Raw genomic sequence first — 18,325 nt, 5'->3', positions numbered from 1 at the left:
CGGCTCACCACGCAATCTCATCCACGGTTTTGGGATGCGGATTGGTTTCCATGCGCTCGACCACGCCGTTTTTGATGTGGATGAGCCGGTCGCCCATGGGTGCGATCGCCAGATTGTGCGTGATGAGCACGACCGTCATCCCGGTGCGGCGGCAAGTGTCCTGCAGCAGCTTCAAAACCGCACGCCCGGTTCCGGAATCGAGTGCGCCGGTCGGCTCGTCGCACAACAGCAGGGTAGGGTTTTTGGCAAGCGCCCGCGCGATGGCCACGCGTTGCTGCTGCCCGCCGGAAAGCTGTGCCGGAAAGTTCTGCATGCGGTCTTCCAGCCCCACCTGCTCCAGCACTTTCCTGGGAGAAAACGGGTGGTCGCAGATCTCGACCGCAAGCTCTACGTTTTCAAGCGCCGTCAGGTTGGGCACCAGATTATAGAACTGGAACACAAACCCGATGGCCTTGCGGCGATAGGCGATGAGCTGTTTGCGGTCAAAGCGGCTGATATCCTGCCCATCGACCAGCAGGTGGCCGTCGGTAGGCGTATCCATCCCGCCGAGAATATTGAGAACCGTGCTTTTCCCTGCGCCGCTCGGCCCGGCCACGATGGCGAACTCCCCCTTGTTGATCGTAAAATCGACTCCGCGCAGTGCATCAATGACGACTTCACCCATGTGGTATTGTTTGGTGATATGCTCAAATTGGATGATGGGTTCGGACATGGCTGATCCCCCTTAAAAAGCAGTATCGGATTTCTCCCGATACTGCTCATCATAAAGAGAACACATAAAATAAAAATACGAAAAGGATAAAGATTTCTTAAGATTCCACCAGCGGCAGGCACATTTCAACGCCAAAATCCATATCCCAGGGCTTATAGGCGCGGATGGAACCTCCGTGCTGCTCCACGATCTCGCGACAGATGAACAGGCCTAGTCCGCTGCCGCCCCGCTCACGGGAGCGGGAAGGCTCCGCGCGGTAAAAGCGGTCGAACAGCAGGGGCAGCTTCTCTTCCGGCACCTGCGCGCCGTTGTTTTCCACACGCAGATGCAGCATGTGCTCCCGGACGGTGAGCGAAACACGCACCCGAAGCGGCCGGGCACCATACTTGCGCGCGTTTTCAAGCAGATTGGCCAGCACCCGCCGCATTGACAGCGGCTCCAGCCGCAGAACCGCAGAGGCATTCACGTCACCGTTCCATTCCAGCACGGCCTGCGCGGCGTCCCATCCTTCGGTGCAGGCTTCGCACGCCGCCTTCCAGAATGCCGCGGCGGGCACCGTCTCCAGTTGCAGTTTGCGATCGAACGAACCGGCTTCCGCCGCCTCCTGAAAGTGGTCGATCAGCACTTGAATATCCTGCGCCTTGCGGTGGATGACGTCGTAATAATGCCGCCTCTTTTGTTCATCCTGTACTTTTCCCACGGCAAGCCGCTCGGTATACGACAGGATCGAGGTCAGCGGCGTGCGCAGATCGTGGGAGATAGCAGCCAGCATGGTCTGCTGCTGGCGATCCTCCGTCTGCAGCCGCTCAAGCATCTGGTCGAACCGCTGTTCCAGCCCGCCGATCTCATCTCGCCGGCAAGACCGTGCCCGCGCCTTGTTGTGCAGCGGATCGGCTTCCATGCGACGATAGAGCGCGAGGATAGGGCGCGTAATCGTAAAATGCAGCGCCAGCGCCATACCCAAAAACAGCAACGCGAACAACAACAGGATAATCCACAGCCAGCGTGAGGCATAGTCTTCAAACAGCACCGCCCGGCCCGGATAATTTCCACTCACACGCAGCCCGTAGCGCGCCCCCGAACGTGAGAGGATGTAGTCGCCGACGGAAATCTGGAGCACCGCGCGCACCTGCCCTTTTGACCACAGCAGCTTGTTTTGGTCGTCATACAGCTCAACTTTCCGGTCATCCGGCGTGTGGGCCGCGAGATACCGGATGATATCGTCTTCACTGGAATAGGCCGACGCCGCTCTGGCCAGCGCGGTAACGGTGTTCTGATAGCTCTGCGTCTGCCGTGCGATGTCGAAACGGACTTCGTCACGGAAAAAAGCGGAGATACTAACCAGCAGGGTGGCCAGGAAACAAACGAACAAAACCAGAAACAGGACGGGAAGCCGGAACCGCAGCGAATGCTTCATGGGAGGTCACGCTCCAGACGATAACCGATGCCCCAGACGGTGCGAATGCGGCGCCCCTCCGCTCCCAGTTTGTCGCGCAGATTTTTGATGTGGACCGTTACGGTACTTAAATCGCCGCCGAATGCGTCTTTCCAGACAGCTGCATAGATTTGCTCGCGCGAAACGGTCTGCCCGGCGTTGATCAGCAGATACGATAAAATCTGAAATTCCTTGCCGGACAGTTCCACCGGCTTGCCATCCACCTCCACCGTCCAACTGGACGGATCGAGCTTCAGAGCGCCGATGCCGGTGACCGGCGCGGACTGTCTGTGCTTGTTTTCCCGCCTCAGATGCGCACCCACCCGGGCCATCAACTCATCGACGGAAAACGGTTTTGAGACATAGTCGTCCGCTCCAACACGCAGGCCGATCACCTTGTCTATCTCCCGGCCGCGGGCGCTGAGGATAAGCACGGGGGCATCCGTCCGTTCCCTGATATGACGAAGCGTTTCCAGTCCGTCCATTTCCGGCATCATGATGTCCAGAATAAACAGGTCAATCGGTTTTTCTCCGGACAGTTGTTCCAAAACCTGCTTTCCATTATAGGCACGGACGGTTTCAAATCCTTCGTCCCGCAGTGCATCATCCATCACCTCGACGATTTCCCTGTCATCGTCTGCTATCAGAATCCGGTTTTGCATGGCCATCCCCTTTTTAAATATGCCGGTTATCCGGCCCGAACAGATCGGGCGCTTCTCATATGACATACTATATCACATTTTCCTACGCACCGGCAGACATTTCAAACCGCGCGCCGCCGTCAGGGCAGCCCAAAGCCCCACGGATGGCTTTATCAAGGCCATCCGTGGGGCTTTGGGCTATGGGAGCGCACAACATCGCTTTCCCAAAATTCTATTTCGGTTTCACCGTTAAAACCGCGATTCCTTTCCAAATGACGATGGACAGACTAACGGGACCCCACATATCATAATGTCAACCTTCGCGCACCGCTGTCGGAACCCATCCGGGTCTCTCGGAAAACGAATCCGTTTTCATAGGAACATCCCATTTTTCCTCAGACTGGGATTGGGGCTTGTATTTTTTGGCTTTTCCGGCATATTCGGGGCAGTTCACCGACCCGGGGCACTTGACACAAGCTAAGAGCTTATGCCTGTTCGTGCAAACATCTATCATACAAATCACCTCATTGATCCATCGATCCCGTTTTTATTATCCATATGCTGCACGCTATCGCAAAAGACTAACCGCCGGAAGCCGTCCGCCAGACACCGCTGCACGGTCATCTAAACAGGGACAAACAAGCCGCTTATGTTGCAGACAATGTCTGCGGTATACGGCGGGCTACGGGATCTCCCATCTGTTTAAAAACGCGCAGGTGGGCTGATGAACAAACGGATTAACGCGCAAACTCCCGTTCTGTTTCGGCCAGGGCCTCATCCATGCGGGCCAGCACCTTTTCGATCTGCTCTTCCGTGATGACGGCCGGCGGCTCAAACCGGACCGTTTTGCTGTTGTTCAGCGTGCCGGCTGTCAGAACACCGCGCGCGAACATGCCCTTTGCAATGCTGTAGCCGATTTCACTCTTCTCAAATTCGACCGCCAGCATCAGACCTTCGCCGCGCACGTCCACGATGACGGCGGGATACTTCTCTTTCAGCTTCTGCAGCCCTGCCTTCAGTACGGCGCCTTTTCGCTTTGCCTGTCCCGGGATGTCATGGTCGATCATAAACTTGATGGTGGCAAGAGCCGCAGAACAGCACACCGGGTTGCCGCCGAAGGTCGGGGAGCCCAACAGCCACGGGTTGTCGATCAGTTGCTGCGTCCACATGGGCGGACGGCAGATAAGGCCGGTAATCGGCATGATGCCACCGCCGAACGCTTTGCCAAAGATCAGGATATCGGGGGTGACGTTTTCCACTTCACAGCGCCACATGGTGCCGGTACGCCCCATACCGGTCTGAATCTCGTCAAAAATCAGTGCGACACCGCATTCATCACACACGGCGCGCAGTTCTTTCAGATACCCTTCGGGCGGCACAATGACACCCGCCTCGCCCTGAATGGGCTCCACAATGACGGCAGCGACTTTTTCACCGACCGCCTGCAGATTGCGCACAGCTTTGCGCGTATCTTCCGCATTGCCATATTCCACATGCACGACCTGCTGCACCATCGGCGTATAGGGAATGCGGAATGTGTTTTTGCCGCCCACCGAGATGGCACCCATGCTCTTGCCGTGAAACGCGCTGACCGTGGAGACAAACCAGCGTCCGCCGGTGGCGATTCGTGCCAGTTTCAGCGACATCTCCACCGCTTCGGCACCGCCGTTGGTAAAGAAGCACTTTCCCAGATCGCCGGGCGTGATGTCCGCCACAGCCTTCGCCAGATAACCGCGCAGCGGATCCAGCAGTTCCTGCGAATGCAGCGCCTGATGGTCCAGCTGCGCCTTCACCGTATCGAGAATTTCAGGGTTGCGGTGGCCGCAGGTGTAGATGCCGAATCCGCCCAGACAGTCAATGAACTCCTCACCGTTCATGCCGTCAAGCACAGAATCGCGATCCGTCCATTCCAGCACGGCAGAATTGGTGGAAACGGATTTGCGGTATTTGAGCCAGCCTGGACTCACATATTCATCGAAATAATGGAGCGTTTCCCTTGTCATTGTTTCTTTTTCTTCATCCGTCAGTTTGTCGGCGTGTATGTAGCCGATCACCCGCTCCAGATCCTTGCTCACGTCTGCATAACTCATATGAAATCCTCCCTGGTTCATTTTCAAAATGAAAAAGCGACGGGAACCCTTTCCCATCGCCTCATTGCGTTATATTTATCATACGCTTTGCCACACAGGCTTTCAATTCTCCAAACGCACCGTCTTTCTACTTCTGTTTATCAATTCATACCGTTTTATGATTATATTTTATGATTTTTAAGACTAAAAAAGCCACCATTCATAATGAATAGCGGCTATTTTTTTCATATATCGTCTTCTATTTAAGTATGATCGACTCGCTCCATGCATCGGCCGGGCAGAAGGAAGGCTGCTGTCGAAACCGCTTCCGGCCTTTACACGGGCGGCTACATTACTTTTTCAAATCCGTCCACATCGCATCATACCGGGCCAGCGTATTGACGTCCAGATTGGCGACATGCTCCCCCTTTTTGATAACATCCTGCGGAACATTCCGCGCCGGATTGTTTTTGTAAGCACTGCCCAACAATTCCACGGCCGCCGCATTCGGCTGCATATACGGATACTCCTCAGACACCTCTTTGGCTGTTTCCGCTTTCAGCATGTAGTTGATGAAAGCCGTTGCCTGCCGGACATTCTTTGCCCCTTTGGTAATGCACCAGTTGTCTACAAATACATAGGCACCTTCTTTGGGGAACACAATCTTGATCGCCGGGTTTTCCTCCATGGCCAACGTGATCTCCGCATTCCAGCAGAAGCCGAGGGTCGCATCGCCGGAAATCAGCGCGGATTTTGGACTGTCGCTGTCATACAGTTTGATATTGCCTTTCAATTTCATGAGCTGGGTTTTGATTTCATCCAGCTTTGCGCTGTCTGTCTCATTCATGCTCATGCCGAGGCTGCGTGCGGTCATGCCGATGACGGCGCGGTAATCGTCCAGGGAAACAATGCTGTTTTTATACTTCGGGTTGAACAGATCGGCATACCCTGTGATGCGGTCTTTGATTTTTTGGGTATTGACGGCAATGGCCGCCACCCCACCCAAATACGGCACGGAATAATTGTTGTTTGGGTCATAATACTGGTTGAGATACGAGCTGCCGATATTTTTCATGTTTGTCAGCGCGGATTTATCCAGTTTCTGCAGCAATCCCTGGCCGATCATCTGCTGAACCATATAGTCGGTGGGCTGCACAATGTCGAACGCCCCCGCTTTTTCCGATTTTACCTTGGCAAGCATATCTTCATTGGACGAATAGTTGGAGACATTGACCTGGATGCCGGTTTCTTTTTCAAAGTTCTGAATCACCGAATCCGGCACATATTCCGTCCAGATAAACAGATTGAGCTGTCCGTTCCTCCCGACGGCGGAGGTGCCGGCGTTTTTACCGACGGAAAGCAGCACACCGGCCACAATCGCAATGGCCAACGCGGTGCCGACACCCCGCCTTCTCCTCACCGCGCGCTGCTTCGTATCCAGCTCGTCCCGCCCGATGTAAAAAAGAGCCGACAATGCGGTGCCGACCTTGCCGACGAACTTTTTCAGCAGGCCGGTCTGCACCAGAGCGACAACGCCTGTTGTGACCAGCAGGATCAAAGTGGAAAGCGCGTTGACATCCGGCGCGACGCCGCTTTTGATGCTTGCCATAACTTTCAGCGGAAACGTCATCGTCTGGCCGTTGGTAAAGTAGCTGATGATCACATCGTCAATCGAAAGCGTGAACGCAAGCAGTGCGCCTCCGCCGATTCCGGGCGCAAGGACCGGCAACGTGATCCGCAGGAACGTATGGAGGCGCGTGGCTCCCAAGTCCATAGATGCTTCCTCGATGGAGCGGTCGTATCCATCAAGCCGCGCACGCACATTGAAAATGACATACGGGATGCAGAACGTGACGTGGGCCAGAAGCAGCGAGAGCATGCCAAGCGGAATTCCCACTTTGGAAAAGAGCGAGAGCAGCGCAATGCCCAGCACGATTTCGGGAATGACAACCGGGATATACAGCAGCCCGTTTATGATGTCTTTTCCGCGGAACCGGAACTTGTATATCCCCACTGCGGCCACGGTTCCGATCATCACGGAAAGCACGGTTGTGGCAAGTGCCAGAAAGATGGTGTTTCCAAAAGATTGAAGCAGCCCCGTGTTTTGAAACAGCTTCACATACCAGTCAAACGTAAAACCTGTCCATCTGAAATACGGCTTGAACGTGTTGGCGTTGAACGAATTGATAATAATGACGGCAATCGGCAAAAACAGAAACGCATAAATGAGCCCGCAATAAACGGCACCGCTCTTTCGCCGGAATGTTTCTCTGGTCTGTCCGTGCATATCGTTACACCCCCAAACTCTGCATATCGCCGCCACACTTCTGGTACAGCTTGACCAGCAGCAGGGTGATCGCAATCAGGATAATGGACAGCGCCGCGCCTAAAGGCCAGTTGTTTCCGCTCTGGAACTGCCGCTCAATCAGGTTGCCGATGACGTTCGTGTTGCCGCCGCCCAGAATATCGGATACATAGAAATAACCGAGACACGGAATAAAGACCATGATGCAGCCCGAAAACACGCCGCTCGTCGTCTGCGGCAGAATCACATGCCAGAATGTGGAGCCTCCGCGCGCGCCAAGATCAGCCGACGCCTCAAGCTGCGACTGGTCCAGTTTTTCGATCGCCGTGTACAGCGGCAGTACCATAAACGGGAACAGGACATACACCATACCCAGCACCGTTGCCCCGCGGGTGAACAGAAACTGCACCGGCCCACCGGTCATATGCAGCGCCATCAGCAGTTTGTTGAGCATCCCGTTCGCGCCCAGAAAGGTGCGCCAGCCGTAAATGCGAATCAAGGAATTCGTCCAGAACGGAATAATCACCATCATATATAAGGTCGTCTTTTTGCTCTGAAAAGTCCGGGCAATCAAAAAGGCAAACGGGTAAGCCAACACAATGCAAATAGCGGTTGCCAGAAATGCAATCAAAATAGACTGCCCGTAAACCTGTATGTAGTCCCAGTCCAAAAGCCGCCGATAGTTTTCCAGTGTAAAACGGAAAACCACATTGTAATTCTGGTCTAGGCTGCAAAAACTCATAATAAACACATAAACAAGCGGAACCGCCACCAAAAACGCCAGCCACAAGGTAACCGGACCGACCATAACGGCAATCTGTCCCGCATCCGTCCGTTTGCTTGGCTTTCCCATTTTTCCACCCCCCTACGCCAGCTTGACATTCTCAACCGCGTGATAAACCACCTGATCCTGCAAATGGATCAGCCGCGCATCTTCCGGCCGCCAATACAGGTAAACCGCGCCGTTCATGGGCAGGGCATCCCCGGCCAGGCGCTCCAGTTTGACTTCGTACCCATTGGGCAGCACCACAATGGCTTTGAGGATGGACCCAACATAGACCTGCTCCTTTACAACCCCTTCGAGACTGAAGCCGTCCACGCTGGAGGTGGAAAACTGCATCCGCTCCGGCCGCACCGAAACGGCGACGATATCTTTTTCGTGAAAACCCGCTCCGCGGCATTGAATCAGGCCCGACTCGATGGTAACCGAAACGTTCCCGTCCGCCATGTTGCTGATGACCCCTTCAAACAGATTGGTCTCCCCGATAAAGGTGGCAACGAATTTAGAAGCCGGCGCCTCATAGATCTCTTCCGGCCCGGCCACCTGTTCCAGCACTCCATCATGCATGATCGCGATGCGATCGCTCATGGAAAGCGCTTCCTCCTGGTCGTGCGTGACATAGATAAACGTGATGTTCAGTTTGCGCTGCAGCCGTTTCAGTTCAAGCTGCATCTGCTTGCGCAGCTTCAGGTCCAGGGCGCCCAGCGGTTCATCCAGCAGAAGCACCTTGGGATGATTGATCAGCGCGCGTGCAATCGCCACACGCTGTTTCTGTCCGCCCGAAAGCTGCGACGGCATCCGTTTTTGAAACCCGTCAAGCTGCACCAGCTCCAGCATGCTCATCACACGCTCCCGGATCTCTTTTTTCGGTACTTTCTTCATTTTCAGGCCATAGGCCACATTATCAAAAATACTCATATGCGGGAAAAGCGCATAGCTCTGAAAAACGGTATTGACATCCCGCTCATATGGTTCCTTGTCTGCGATATCCACTCCCTGCACCAGAATTCTGCCGCTGGTGGGGTGCTCAAATCCGGCCACCATGCGCAACGTTGTGGTTTTTCCGCATCCGGATGAGCCCAGAATGGTCAAAAACTCGCCTTCGTATACATCCATGGACAGATTGCGGACGATGCGGTTCTCACCAAAGGATTTGCTTACATCCTGAATGTGGACCATGATGTTTTTCCCCAACCCGATCAACCTCCCTCCAGATTTTACAGCGCTTTCACGCCGCGTTCGCCCGTGCGGATACGAACCACGCCGTCAATGTTGCGGATGAAAATTTTTCCATCTCCCACATGGCCGGTCGCCATGCGCTCCCGTACACTGGAGATGATTTCCTCCACCACATCGTCTTCCACCACAACCTCAACACGGATCTTGGGCAGCAAGTTGATGTTCATCTTAAAGCCCTTGATCTCATTGATGCCGCCTTCCACCACGCCCTTTTGGGTGCCGCAGCCCATCACGCTCGAAACCGTCATCCCGCCGCAATGCACGTCATCCAAAATCGATTTCAACACTTCCAACATTTCCGGACGAATGACCAAAACCAGTTCTTTCATTATCCATTACCCTCCCGCAGTCTTGCATGCGTACATTTCGGTTTTCACAAAATATCCACAGGAAACCAAAAAAGAGCTGCTTGCCCTGAAAGGGTAAACAGCTCCTTCGCTTGATCTTATCTTACACACTAAGATGCCAAAAAACAATGCATCGTATGCGCGATAATTCTTCTGCTTTTGGGTCCCGTATCCATTCTAAAGTTCCATTTTCATAATCTTATTGAATGATTTTAAATATCTGAACACGATGCTTAATGCCCATCTTCCGATAAATATTCAGCATATGCTTTTTCAGCGTGTTGATGCTGATAACCAGCTTCTCACAGATTGCACCATTTTCCTCCCCCTCTACCAGCAGACCCAGAATGGTTTCCTCTCGTCTGGTCAGCCCATACTGTTCTGCCGCTTGTGTCACCGTGAGCTTGTCCGTGCTTTTGCTCTCCCTCTCCTGATACAGGCGAAAGGCCAGGTGGTCTTTCAGCATGTCCAACAGGAAAATATCGTCGTAGTGGAAGTTGTCCTTGCCGATGGTGCGGTAAAACGTGATGACACCCAGAAAATCCTTTTCGCGTGCGAGAATCATCTGCAACGAAAAGTGCCAGTTGTTGGGAATATAAACTTTTTTATAATAGGTTGTCTCCATGCGTTTTTCATCGCTGATGATATCGGTCTCGCGGTAAATCAGGCTCTTGCCGCCATACATGATGCCGCGGCTGTAATCCAGTTCGTCATACGTCTGCGGATAAATGCAATCGCAGTTGTGGGCCACCGGCCTGATAAGGCCCGGTTTTCCATCCGTGTTTGCCAGGAAAAAGTCGGCGCTGTCAAAGTCAAGCACCATTTTCAGTTGTTCCAGCAAGGTCTTCCGCATGCCATCAAAGTCTTCCATCGTATAAATTTTATAAATGATACTGTTTAACACAAGCCAATCGTTTGTTTCCAGTTGTTTCATTTGCATTTTACCTCAACTAATCATACAGTCTAATCTCTTATGCGCACAATTTACGATTATAGAGCGCCACAAACTATTATAATTATAATTGTTTTGCATTACGATAGCAAGAAAATCTCTCCGTGAGTGTTAATGAGCGTCTGCCACTCCGCCACGAAAAACCGCTTCCGGCGGTTTGTAAAGCGGCAGTCTGCCCGACTGTCTGAGCCAAGCGGTGCGCCCGGATTACAATGCCCTATACTCCTGCCTGCAACCGTTTTTCCACTTTTTCACCGGCACAGGCCTCCGCAGCGTTGGCAGTACCGGTTGGAATTTGCTTCTTGTCGTGTTCAAGAAACTACGTTATGATGTAAACAATCACCCGGTCGCAGAACAGCCGCAGAAAGCATGCGCTTTCTGCCGGCGGGCCATTGTCTCCCTCACTTCGTCGATCGCAAAGATCGTGCAATATACTGTGTTTTTAAAACAAGTCGATCAATATAGTGCACTAAGGAGGTACACTGCGGTGGATTATTTAAATGAAAATATCGCAATCAATCTGAAAAAAATCCGAAAGGCGAAAAAGCTAAGCCTGGATGCGCTGGCAACTGAAACAGGCATCAGCAAGAGCATGCTCGGGCAGATCGAGCGCGGCGAAGCCAACCCGACTATCGCAACATTGGGAAAAATCGTCAGCGGGCTGCGCGTGGAATTTATGGACTTGGTGGGTCCCCCGCACGACGAGGTCTACATCATGCGAAAGGACACCTTGATCCCCATCAAGTCGGCCAAAGACGCCTTTCGAAATTACGCCTATTTCCCCTATGAGCCTGACCGGGATTTTGAAATATACAGCGTGGAGGTAGAACCGGGAGGCAGCTACCCCTGCAGCTCACACGGCGAAAAAACAACGGAATACAACATTGTTTTCTCCGGACAACTAACCGTCGAAATGGGAGGCACACGGTATATTCTGAACGAAGGAGACGCGATCCGGATGGACGCGGACAAGGAACACTGCTACTACAACGCCGGCAAAGGCATATTGCGGTTCTATATGCTGTTCACATGGAAATGAGTGAATATAGTGTGCTTTTTATTTTATTATTGACAATATATTGCACATCGCATATAATGAATCCAGCGATTGAACCGGTTTGACCGTGCTTTATATTGTGAAAATACCGCAAGAACAAAGATGTTCCACCCAAACGGGGGAGTGTCTTTTTTTATGCCCGTTTGCCGTCACAACCCGTTTTTTCTGTCCGCCAGTCGGGAAAGGCCGGGCACGATGCACTGCGGCACTCACAAAACCAGGAAATGAGGGACACGATTGGAATTTCAATACTATCTGCCTGTCAATCTGATTTTTGGACGGGAAAAAGTGAACCGATTAGGGGAAACAGCCTCCCTCTATGGAAAAAAGGCTTTAATTGTGACTGGAAGAAACAGCACAAAAAAAACCGGGCTTCTGGATCGGGCGACGGATTCCCTGAAAAAGGCGGGCATTGAAACGGTTTTGTTCGACAAAGTCGAGCAAAACCCTTTGACATCCACCGCTTGCCAGGGCGCCGCGCTTTCGCGCGCGTCCGGTTGTGATGTGGTGGTGGGCATCGGCGGCGGCAGTGCAATGGATTCCGCAAAGGCAATCGCGTTTCTCTCAAAGAACGAAGGGGACATCTCCGATTACATATTCGGCAAAAAAGTTTCCGACCAGGCGCTGCCCATCGTGCTGGTGCCCACCACCTGCGGCACGGGCAGTGAAGGCAACGGCTTTGCGGTGCTCTCCAATCCCGAAAACCACGACAAAAAGTCCCTTCGCTGCAACGCGATCGTTCCGAAAGCTTCCATCATCGACCCGGAATTGATGACGACCATGCCGCGGCATATTCTGGCCAGCGTCGGCTTTGATGCGCTGTGCCATAACATGGAAGCCTTTATTTCCAGGATCGGTCAGCCTATGACAGATATTCTGTCGGCGGAGGGAATCCGGCTGTTGGGCAAATATCTCATCCGCGCATATACGGACCCGGCCGATCTGGACGCATGGGACCATATCAGCTGGGGCAGCACGCTGGGCGGCATGGTCATCCATACCGCCGGCGTGACCGCGCCGCATGGCATGGAACACCCTGCAAGCGGTCTGCACAACATCGTTCACGGCGGCGGACTTGCAGCATTGACACCGGCCGTTTATGAAGAGTCGATTTCGGGCGCGCCGGAAAAATTTGCGCTGATTTCGCGAAGCCTGGGCGGAAAAAACGAAACCGACTGCGTAGATCAGATTCGCCATCTGCTCGCGCAGCTGCATCTGAGCACCCATTTGGGCGAACAGGGCATTCAGAATGGTGATATCGACTGGATGGTGGAAAATTGCATGAAAGTATCGGCGGCAGGTATCGCCAACCATCCGGTTGTCTTTGACAGGGAAGCGCTGCGAAATATCTATCGAAAAGCTTTGTAATCCAAGAACAAAAGAAAACGGAAAGGGAGAATCTCCTATGTTGCCCAAGGAAACAATATCTGCGGCGAAACCGCAGCTGCTCCGGGATGCTCTGCCCCAGATCCGCACACAACTGCCGGGACCGAAAGCCAGCGCCGTTTTGGCCAGACGCTCGGCCGCGGTCCCGAATGCCATCAAAACGGTTTACCCCTGCGTCATTGAGCGCGGCGAGGGGGCCATGATCGAAGATGTGGACGGAAACATCTTTTTGGATTGGGTCGGCGGCGTCGGCGTGCTGAATATCGGCTACAGCCAGCCGGAAGTTGTGCAAGCCGTGCAGGAGCAGGCAGGCAAATATTTCCATGCCATGATGAACATCGTGACACATGAGGGCTATGTCCGGCTGGCTGAAAAAATGAACGAGATCGCCCCGATCCGGGGCGCACGAAAGAAGACGATGTTTGCCAATTCCGGAGCCGAGGCGGACGAAAACGCCGTCCGGATCGCAAAGTCCTTTACCAAGCGGCCCAACATCATCGTTTTTTCCGGTGCCTTTCACGGGCGGACACTGCTGACGCTGACCATGACCTCAAAGAAAGTTTATTCGTCCGGCATCGGGCCCTATCCGGACGGCGTGTATCGTGCGGATTTTCCGTATCTGTACCGCGCACCAAAGGGGTACAGCAAAGACGAGGCCATCGCCTATTATATGGAACGGCTTGAGCGGGCATTCGACGAAGCCTCTCCGGCGGAATATGTGGCTGCCATCGTTCTCGAGCCGGTGCAGGGTGAGGGTGGATTCATCCCCGCACCAATCGAGTGGGTACAGGCGGTTCGGAAACTCTGTGATGAAAAAGGCATCCTGCTCATCGCGGATGAGGTGCAAACCGGGTTTGCACGTTCCGGGAAAATGTTTGTGTCCAATTACTGGGAAGAGGCCGGATGCGCGCCGGATATCCTGGCGACCGCCAAATCCATTGCGGGTGGTGTCCCGCTCAGCGCCGTAACGGCCCGGGCGGAAATTTTTGATGGAATCAAACCCGGCATCATCGGCGGCACTTACGGCGGCAATGCACTGGCCTGTGCCTCCGCCCTGAAGGTTATCGAGATCATGGAGCGTGACCATCTTTGTGAGCGCGCGCAGGAGATTTCCCATACCTGTATGTCTGTGTTTAACGGATGGAAAGAAAAATATGAAGAAGTCGGCGATGTGCGGGGCATCGGCTGCATGATGGGCATTGAGTTTGTGACGGACAAAACGAGCAAACATCCGAATGCCCGGCTGGTATCGGATATCATTCAAAATGCCGTGGCCAACGGTCTGATCATTGAGGGGGCCGGCATCTATTCCAATGTGCTGCGGTTCCTGTGCCCGCTTGTCGTAACGGATGCTCAGCTGAACAGCGGTCTGGCTATTCTGGAATCGGCCATCCAGACCAGCCTGGCCGGTCAATAAGCACCGTTTTCCCGCTGCACCCTCCCATATGATCCACGTCCGAAATGATTTGGCGCATACCTGATCGTATCGGAAACAGGCATCCGAATCCATATGGCGGAACGGACGAAACAGAAGATCGCGGCGTTTACGGGCAAAACGAGCGAAAACGGAATCTCAAATCATTCGAAAGGAGAAGAAAAGCCGCCCTTTCGCATCATGTCATGACCCGCAACAGAAAAAGATTCGCACGCGTGGCGCATTGCTTTTTGGCGTTTAGGTGTGTAAGATAAATGATAAGGCAAGGGAGCCGTTTACCCAGGATCGGGAAACGGTTCCCTTCTCTTTTGGTCTTATGCGATCCTGTGTAAAAACAAGGGGACCCATTCCAGAAAACCGTTAGCATGAAAGGCCCTTGATCTTCCGGCCCGGTGCCGGAAATGTGGAAATCCATTGGGATTCGTTTCGCAAAAGGTACTGGAATAAAGCACCGCAGATCTCAAAACGGTAATTTTTCCACACGCCCAAGCAAGTTTCACAGGTAAAATCCGGCCGAACAGGCCCGAATCCGTATAGCATGCGACAGAAAGGTGGTCCGTATGGCGGTCAAAAAAATGTATATCGACGGGAAATGGGTGGAAGGAAGCTCCGGCAAAGTCATAGACATCGTCAACCCCGCTACGGGAAACGTGTTCAGCCAGGTTTATGAAAGTAGCCTGGACGATACGCGCCAAGCCATTGCGGCGGCAAAACGATCTTTCTATGAAACGCGGGAATGGCGAGATATGGATTCCCAGAAGCGGGGAGATCTCCTGTTGAAAATCGCGGACAAAATCGAAGAACACGCAGCCGAGCTGGCGAAGCTCGACACCATGGATAACGGCAAGCCCCTACGGGAAGCAGAGGGCGATATCGACGATGGAATCCATACGTTCCGCTATTATGCCGGGCTCATCAAAGCGCCGTACGGCGGTGCATATGATGTCAACAGCAACTTTGGGCCGATGCACGCCTACACGGTGCGCGAACCGGTGGGCGTGTGTGCACAGATCACCCCGTGGAATTACCCGTTTTTAATGTCCGTCTGGAAACTTGCGCCCGCTTTGGCGGCCGGGAACAGCGTCGTGTTCAAGCCCAGCCCAAAGGCGCCGCTTTCCACCATCCGGCTTTTTGAGATTTTTGAGGAAATCGGCCTGCCGAAGGGCTGCGCCAACCTGCTGCAGGGCGATGCGGAAGTGGGCGCTGAACTGGGGCAAAACACCGATGTGGATATGATCGCCTTCACCGGAAGCACGCGGGTCGGCCAGAGCCTGATGCGTGCGGCGGCGGGAAATGTCAAACGGATCGGGCTGGAGCTCGGCGGTAAGTCCCCGAACGTGATCTTTGCAGACGCCGATCTGGACGGTGCGGTGGAATGGGCCATGATCGCCATTTTCTTCAACCAAGGGGAGATCTGTTCCGCTGGTTCCCGTATCATCATTGAAGAATCCATCAAGGATGCGTTTGTAAAACGGCTGGCCGAGCGTGCCAATGCCATGACCATCGGCAACGGGCTGGATAACCCGGACATCGGCCCGCTGATTACGGAAAAAGACATGGAAAAGGTCCTGGGGTATATCCACAGCGGGGTCGAGCAGGGGGCCATGCTGGTCTGCGGGGGTGAGCGTTATACGGAAGGCGAATGCGCCAGCGGCTTTTTTGTGCGCCCCACAATCTTCGATGACTGCACATCCGATATGAAGATTGTGCGTGAGGAAATTTTCGGCCCTGTTGTGACCGTTCAGACGTTCAAAACCGAGGCGGAAGCGATTGCTCTGGCCAACGATACTGAATACGGCCTTGCGGGAGCGGTGTTCACCAGCGATGTGACACGTGCCATGCGTGTCATTCGGGAAATACGCGCCGGCATCACCTGGATCAACTGCTATAATCCCACCTTCAACGAAGCGCCGTGGGGAGGCTATAAACGCAGCGGGATCGGCCGTGAACTGGGCGTCCACGGTCTTGAAGAGTATCAGGAAATCAAGCAGATCAACCTCAATCTGGCACCCGGCCCGATTGGGTGGTACCCCGAAAGAACATGATAACAGACGCAAATCAAATATAAAAATCATTGGCATTTGTTCTGAATGATCCTGACTTTTTGAATTGATCCCATGCGCTGTGCAAAGTCCGTATTGGGATAAAAAACATGAGACGGTCATCCACGCGCACAGGCACGTGGATGACCGTCTTTTGATTGCAGACAGATATGCCTGCGATCAAACCCATCTTGTTCCTTCATCTATGACGATGCGGTCGCCAACCGCGCAAATCAGGCACCGATCCTGCAGCGCCCTTTTCAGTTCACAGATCGGTTCTATTCCCGTGCAATGCAACGGTATTATGCGTTCTATTTCAGAATTTACAAAATACTCGATGGTGGCATCCAATCTTTCTTTACTGACGCCTTGCAAATGCATGCCCGCAACCAGAGTATGTATTCTTTTTCCAGGAAATTTTGTTCGCACATGCTCCACACAGTTGATGACGCCTTTGTGGCTGCAACCCGAAAAGACCGCCAAGCGGTCTTTTCTTTCCATCACCAGCAGTTGTTCATCCTCCATCGTGTCTCTGCTCTTCTGGCCGTCCCTCTCCGTGTAAAAGCATTCGGACACCTTTTCATAATCGTTATACCGGGCGATTCCCCCAAGCACGTGGATTCCAGTGAATATCTCATCACCATTTTTTATTTCAACTATCCGATCTCCCACTCTGTCAAAAAACGCGCGTCCCCAGGGTATTCCAATATTTCGGATGGCGCCGCCCTTTACCGAAAGCTTCGTTTCAAAGGCATTGGACCCGATATACAGTTTTGTTTTACTGTCTCCAAACGGATAGCTGACCACTCCACCGCAATGATCGTAATGCCCGTGGCTTAATACAATGGCATCCGCGTTCTGTATCGGTATACCCAGGGATAAGGCATTTTGCAGAAAAACCGACGTTTGGCCGGTGTCAAAAAGAATTTGTTTATCATCATCCCTGATCCACAAGGACAAACCGTGCTCTGCAAGCAGATGCGGACGGTTCACGATATTATCCGTGAGAATTTGAAAGTCGAGCATAACTCCTCCTGGAACATTCAGTACATGAGCATACACGAAAAACCGCAAAACAAATTGGCAGAGCAGGCTGCAACACCCGCCCTGCCAATTTGAAATCAATGCTGGTCGTGTTCTTCACAGGTGCTTTCAAACTCATGCTCGTGACAGACGCTGCCGGTCGATTTCAACTGGCCTTTCAAATACTGTTCAACCGCCTCTGCTGCATCGCCCCGGGCACCCGCAATCACTTCGATGTTTTTTTCGTTAAAAATTTCGATGGCGCCCCCACCGATGCCTCCGGCAATAATGGTATTGGTGCCGAGATCGTTTAAATAATTAGGAAGGAAACCCGGCTTATGACCCGGATTCTGATAGAATTTGCATTCGGTAATGTTACCTCCATCTTCTGTAAACAGTTCGAATCCTTCGCAATGTCCAAAATGCCCGGAAACATTTTTGCCATCACACGCTACTGCAATTTTCATACTATTCTACTCCTTCGTCGATAAAGTATATATTGCCTGATAAAGCTCCGGAAAGCTTTTGGCCACATTGATTGGTTTAAGTGACCTGTCCGTGCAAGCATGAACCGTACCGCCTTCCACCAGAAGCCGGCGATCAGCCTCTCTATAGACTTTGTATTCAAAAACCACTTTCGCATAGGTCATTTTTTTAATTTCCGTCTTGACGACGATCTCATCCTCATAATGAGCCGACGCTTTAAAACGGCAATGCATTTCAGCAAGGGGCAGAAGCAGACCGTCCGCCTCCATTTTAGAATACGACATGCCCGCCTGTTTCAAAAAATCCGTCCTCGCCGCTTCAAACCAAATCGGGTAGACCGCGTGGTGCACGATACCCATTTGATCTGTCTCGGCATATCGGACAATCAGTTTCGTTTCCGTAATCATATGGGTCT

At 52.9% G+C, this 18,325-nt stretch carries 16 protein-coding genes; 4 read left to right on the top strand and 12 right to left on the bottom strand.

Features of this window, described 5'->3' with window-relative positions:
- Positions 1–4: 4 nt before the first annotated feature.
- The 9 genes from ETHHA_RS03015 to ETHHA_RS02975 form a co-directional block, all read right to left on the bottom strand.
- Positions 5–712: an ABC transporter ATP-binding protein gene (locus ETHHA_RS03015; protein WP_013484540.1), complete on the bottom strand. Its 708-nt coding sequence runs from the start codon at positions 710–712 to the stop codon at positions 5–7.
- A gap of 97 nt (positions 713–809) precedes the next feature.
- Positions 810–2,129 (bottom strand): sensor histidine kinase, encoded by a 1,320-nt coding sequence (locus ETHHA_RS03010; protein WP_013484539.1) that lies wholly within the window; start codon positions 2,127–2,129, stop codon positions 810–812.
- Complete coding sequence (locus ETHHA_RS03005; protein ID WP_041686611.1) at positions 2,126–2,809, bottom strand: response regulator transcription factor; 684 nt, start codon at positions 2,807–2,809, stop codon at positions 2,126–2,128. The genes ETHHA_RS03010 and ETHHA_RS03005 overlap by 4 nt, the downstream gene beginning before the upstream one ends.
- 716 nt (positions 2,810–3,525) lie before the next feature.
- Complete coding sequence (locus tag ETHHA_RS03000) at positions 3,526–4,878, bottom strand: putrescine aminotransferase (protein ID WP_013484536.1); 1,353 nt, start codon at positions 4,876–4,878, stop codon at positions 3,526–3,528.
- A gap of 331 nt (positions 4,879–5,209) precedes the next feature.
- Positions 5,210–7,144 (bottom strand): extracellular solute-binding protein, encoded by a 1,935-nt coding sequence (locus ETHHA_RS02995; protein WP_013484535.1) that lies wholly within the window; start codon positions 7,142–7,144, stop codon positions 5,210–5,212.
- Between the two features lie 4 nt (positions 7,145–7,148).
- On the bottom strand, positions 7,149–8,015 hold the full coding sequence (locus tag ETHHA_RS02990) for an ABC transporter permease (protein ID WP_013484534.1): 867 nt from the start codon (positions 8,013–8,015) through the stop codon (positions 7,149–7,151).
- A gap of 12 nt (positions 8,016–8,027) precedes the next feature.
- A complete protein-coding gene (locus ETHHA_RS02985) occupies positions 8,028–9,122 on the bottom strand; it encodes an ABC transporter ATP-binding protein (RefSeq protein ID WP_041687076.1) in 1,095 nt (364 codons plus the stop codon).
- A 38-nt stretch (positions 9,123–9,160) separates the two neighbouring features.
- On the bottom strand, positions 9,161–9,511 hold the full coding sequence (locus ETHHA_RS02980; protein ID WP_013484532.1) for a P-II family nitrogen regulator: 351 nt from the start codon (positions 9,509–9,511) through the stop codon (positions 9,161–9,163).
- A gap of 217 nt (positions 9,512–9,728) precedes the next feature.
- Positions 9,729–10,463 carry a helix-turn-helix domain-containing protein gene (locus ETHHA_RS02975; RefSeq protein ID WP_013484531.1) on the bottom strand — a complete coding sequence of 245 codons (735 nt, stop codon included), beginning with the start codon at positions 10,461–10,463 and terminating at the stop codon, positions 9,729–9,731.
- Between the two features lie 505 nt (positions 10,464–10,968).
- On the opposite strand from ETHHA_RS02975, the gene ETHHA_RS02970 reads away from it, so the two are divergent.
- The 4 genes from ETHHA_RS02970 to ETHHA_RS02955 all read left to right on the top strand — a co-directional run bounded on the left by ETHHA_RS02970 (position 10,969) and on the right by ETHHA_RS02955 (position 16,404).
- Complete coding sequence (locus tag ETHHA_RS02970; protein WP_013484530.1) at positions 10,969–11,520, top strand: helix-turn-helix domain-containing protein; 552 nt, start codon at positions 10,969–10,971, stop codon at positions 11,518–11,520.
- A gap of 255 nt (positions 11,521–11,775) precedes the next feature.
- A complete protein-coding gene (locus tag ETHHA_RS02965; RefSeq protein ID WP_013484529.1) occupies positions 11,776–12,906 on the top strand; it encodes an iron-containing alcohol dehydrogenase in 1,131 nt (376 codons plus the stop codon).
- Between the two features lie 76 nt (positions 12,907–12,982).
- Entirely contained in the window at positions 12,983–14,341 is a 1,359-nt protein-coding gene (locus ETHHA_RS02960; RefSeq protein ID WP_041687075.1) for an aspartate aminotransferase family protein, read from the top strand.
- 578 nt (positions 14,342–14,919) lie between these two features.
- Positions 14,920–16,404, top strand: a complete 1,485-nt coding sequence (locus ETHHA_RS02955) for an aldehyde dehydrogenase family protein (RefSeq protein WP_013484527.1) — start codon at positions 14,920–14,922, stop codon at positions 16,402–16,404.
- Between the two features lie 177 nt (positions 16,405–16,581).
- Here the strand turns inward: ETHHA_RS02955 and ETHHA_RS02950 are convergent, their stop codons facing one another.
- The 3 genes from ETHHA_RS02950 to ETHHA_RS02940 form a co-directional block, all read right to left on the bottom strand.
- Positions 16,582–17,427 (bottom strand): MBL fold metallo-hydrolase, encoded by an 846-nt coding sequence (locus ETHHA_RS02950; RefSeq protein WP_013484525.1) that lies wholly within the window; start codon positions 17,425–17,427, stop codon positions 16,582–16,584.
- 95 nt (positions 17,428–17,522) lie between these two features.
- The gene (locus tag ETHHA_RS02945) at positions 17,523–17,891 is read right to left on the bottom strand and encodes a NifB/NifX family molybdenum-iron cluster-binding protein (RefSeq protein WP_013484524.1); all 369 of its coding nucleotides are present in this window, start codon (positions 17,889–17,891) and stop codon (positions 17,523–17,525) included.
- Between the two features lie 6 nt (positions 17,892–17,897).
- Positions 17,898–18,317, bottom strand: coding sequence for an acyl-CoA thioesterase (locus ETHHA_RS02940; protein ID WP_013484523.1), 420 nt, complete (start codon positions 18,315–18,317; stop codon positions 17,898–17,900).
- Between the last annotated feature and the right edge of the window lie 8 nt (positions 18,318–18,325).

Origin of the sequence: Ethanoligenens harbinense YUAN-3, assembly GCF_000178115.2 — a bacterium.
GTDB classification, from domain to species: Bacteria; Bacillota; Clostridia; order Oscillospirales; family Ethanoligenentaceae; genus Ethanoligenens; species Ethanoligenens harbinense.
Note: the sequence above shows the minus strand (reverse complement) of the source record. Positions and strands in the feature narration are given on the sequence as shown.

What these genes read in the sequence shown, in the direction of transcription:
- ETHHA_RS03015 (WP_013484540.1), bottom strand. Translation starts at nt 712, where the DNA reads ATGTCCGAACCCATCATCCAATTTGAGCATATCACCAAACAATACCAC.
- ETHHA_RS02990 (WP_013484534.1), bottom strand. Translation starts at nt 8,015, where the DNA reads ATGGGAAAGCCAAGCAAACGGACGGATGCGGGACAGATTGCCGTTATG.
- ETHHA_RS02940 (WP_013484523.1), bottom strand. Translation starts at nt 18,317, where the DNA reads ATGATTACGGAAACGAAACTGATTGTCCGATATGCCGAGACAGATCAA.
- ETHHA_RS02955 (WP_013484527.1), top strand. Translation starts at nt 14,920, where the DNA reads ATGGCGGTCAAAAAAATGTATATCGACGGGAAATGGGTGGAAGGAAGC.
- ETHHA_RS03005 (WP_041686611.1), bottom strand. Translation starts at nt 2,809, where the DNA reads ATGCAAAACCGGATTCTGATAGCAGACGATGACAGGGAAATCGTCGAG.
- ETHHA_RS03010 (WP_013484539.1), bottom strand. Translation starts at nt 2,129, where the DNA reads ATGAAGCATTCGCTGCGGTTCCGGCTTCCCGTCCTGTTTCTGGTTTTG.
- ETHHA_RS02950 (WP_013484525.1), bottom strand. Translation starts at nt 17,427, where the DNA reads ATGCTCGACTTTCAAATTCTCACGGATAATATCGTGAACCGTCCGCAT.
- ETHHA_RS02985 (WP_041687076.1), bottom strand. Translation starts at nt 9,122, where the DNA reads ATGGTCCACATTCAGGATGTAAGCAAATCCTTTGGTGAGAACCGCATC.
- ETHHA_RS02980 (WP_013484532.1), bottom strand. Translation starts at nt 9,511, where the DNA reads ATGAAAGAACTGGTTTTGGTCATTCGTCCGGAAATGTTGGAAGTGTTG.
- ETHHA_RS02945 (WP_013484524.1), bottom strand. Translation starts at nt 17,891, where the DNA reads ATGAAAATTGCAGTAGCGTGTGATGGCAAAAATGTTTCCGGGCATTTT.
- ETHHA_RS02975 (WP_013484531.1), bottom strand. Translation starts at nt 10,463, where the DNA reads ATGAAACAACTGGAAACAAACGATTGGCTTGTGTTAAACAGTATCATT.
- ETHHA_RS03000 (WP_013484536.1), bottom strand. Translation starts at nt 4,878, where the DNA reads ATGAGTTATGCAGACGTGAGCAAGGATCTGGAGCGGGTGATCGGCTAC.
- ETHHA_RS02995 (WP_013484535.1), bottom strand. Translation starts at nt 7,144, where the DNA reads ATGCACGGACAGACCAGAGAAACATTCCGGCGAAAGAGCGGTGCCGTT.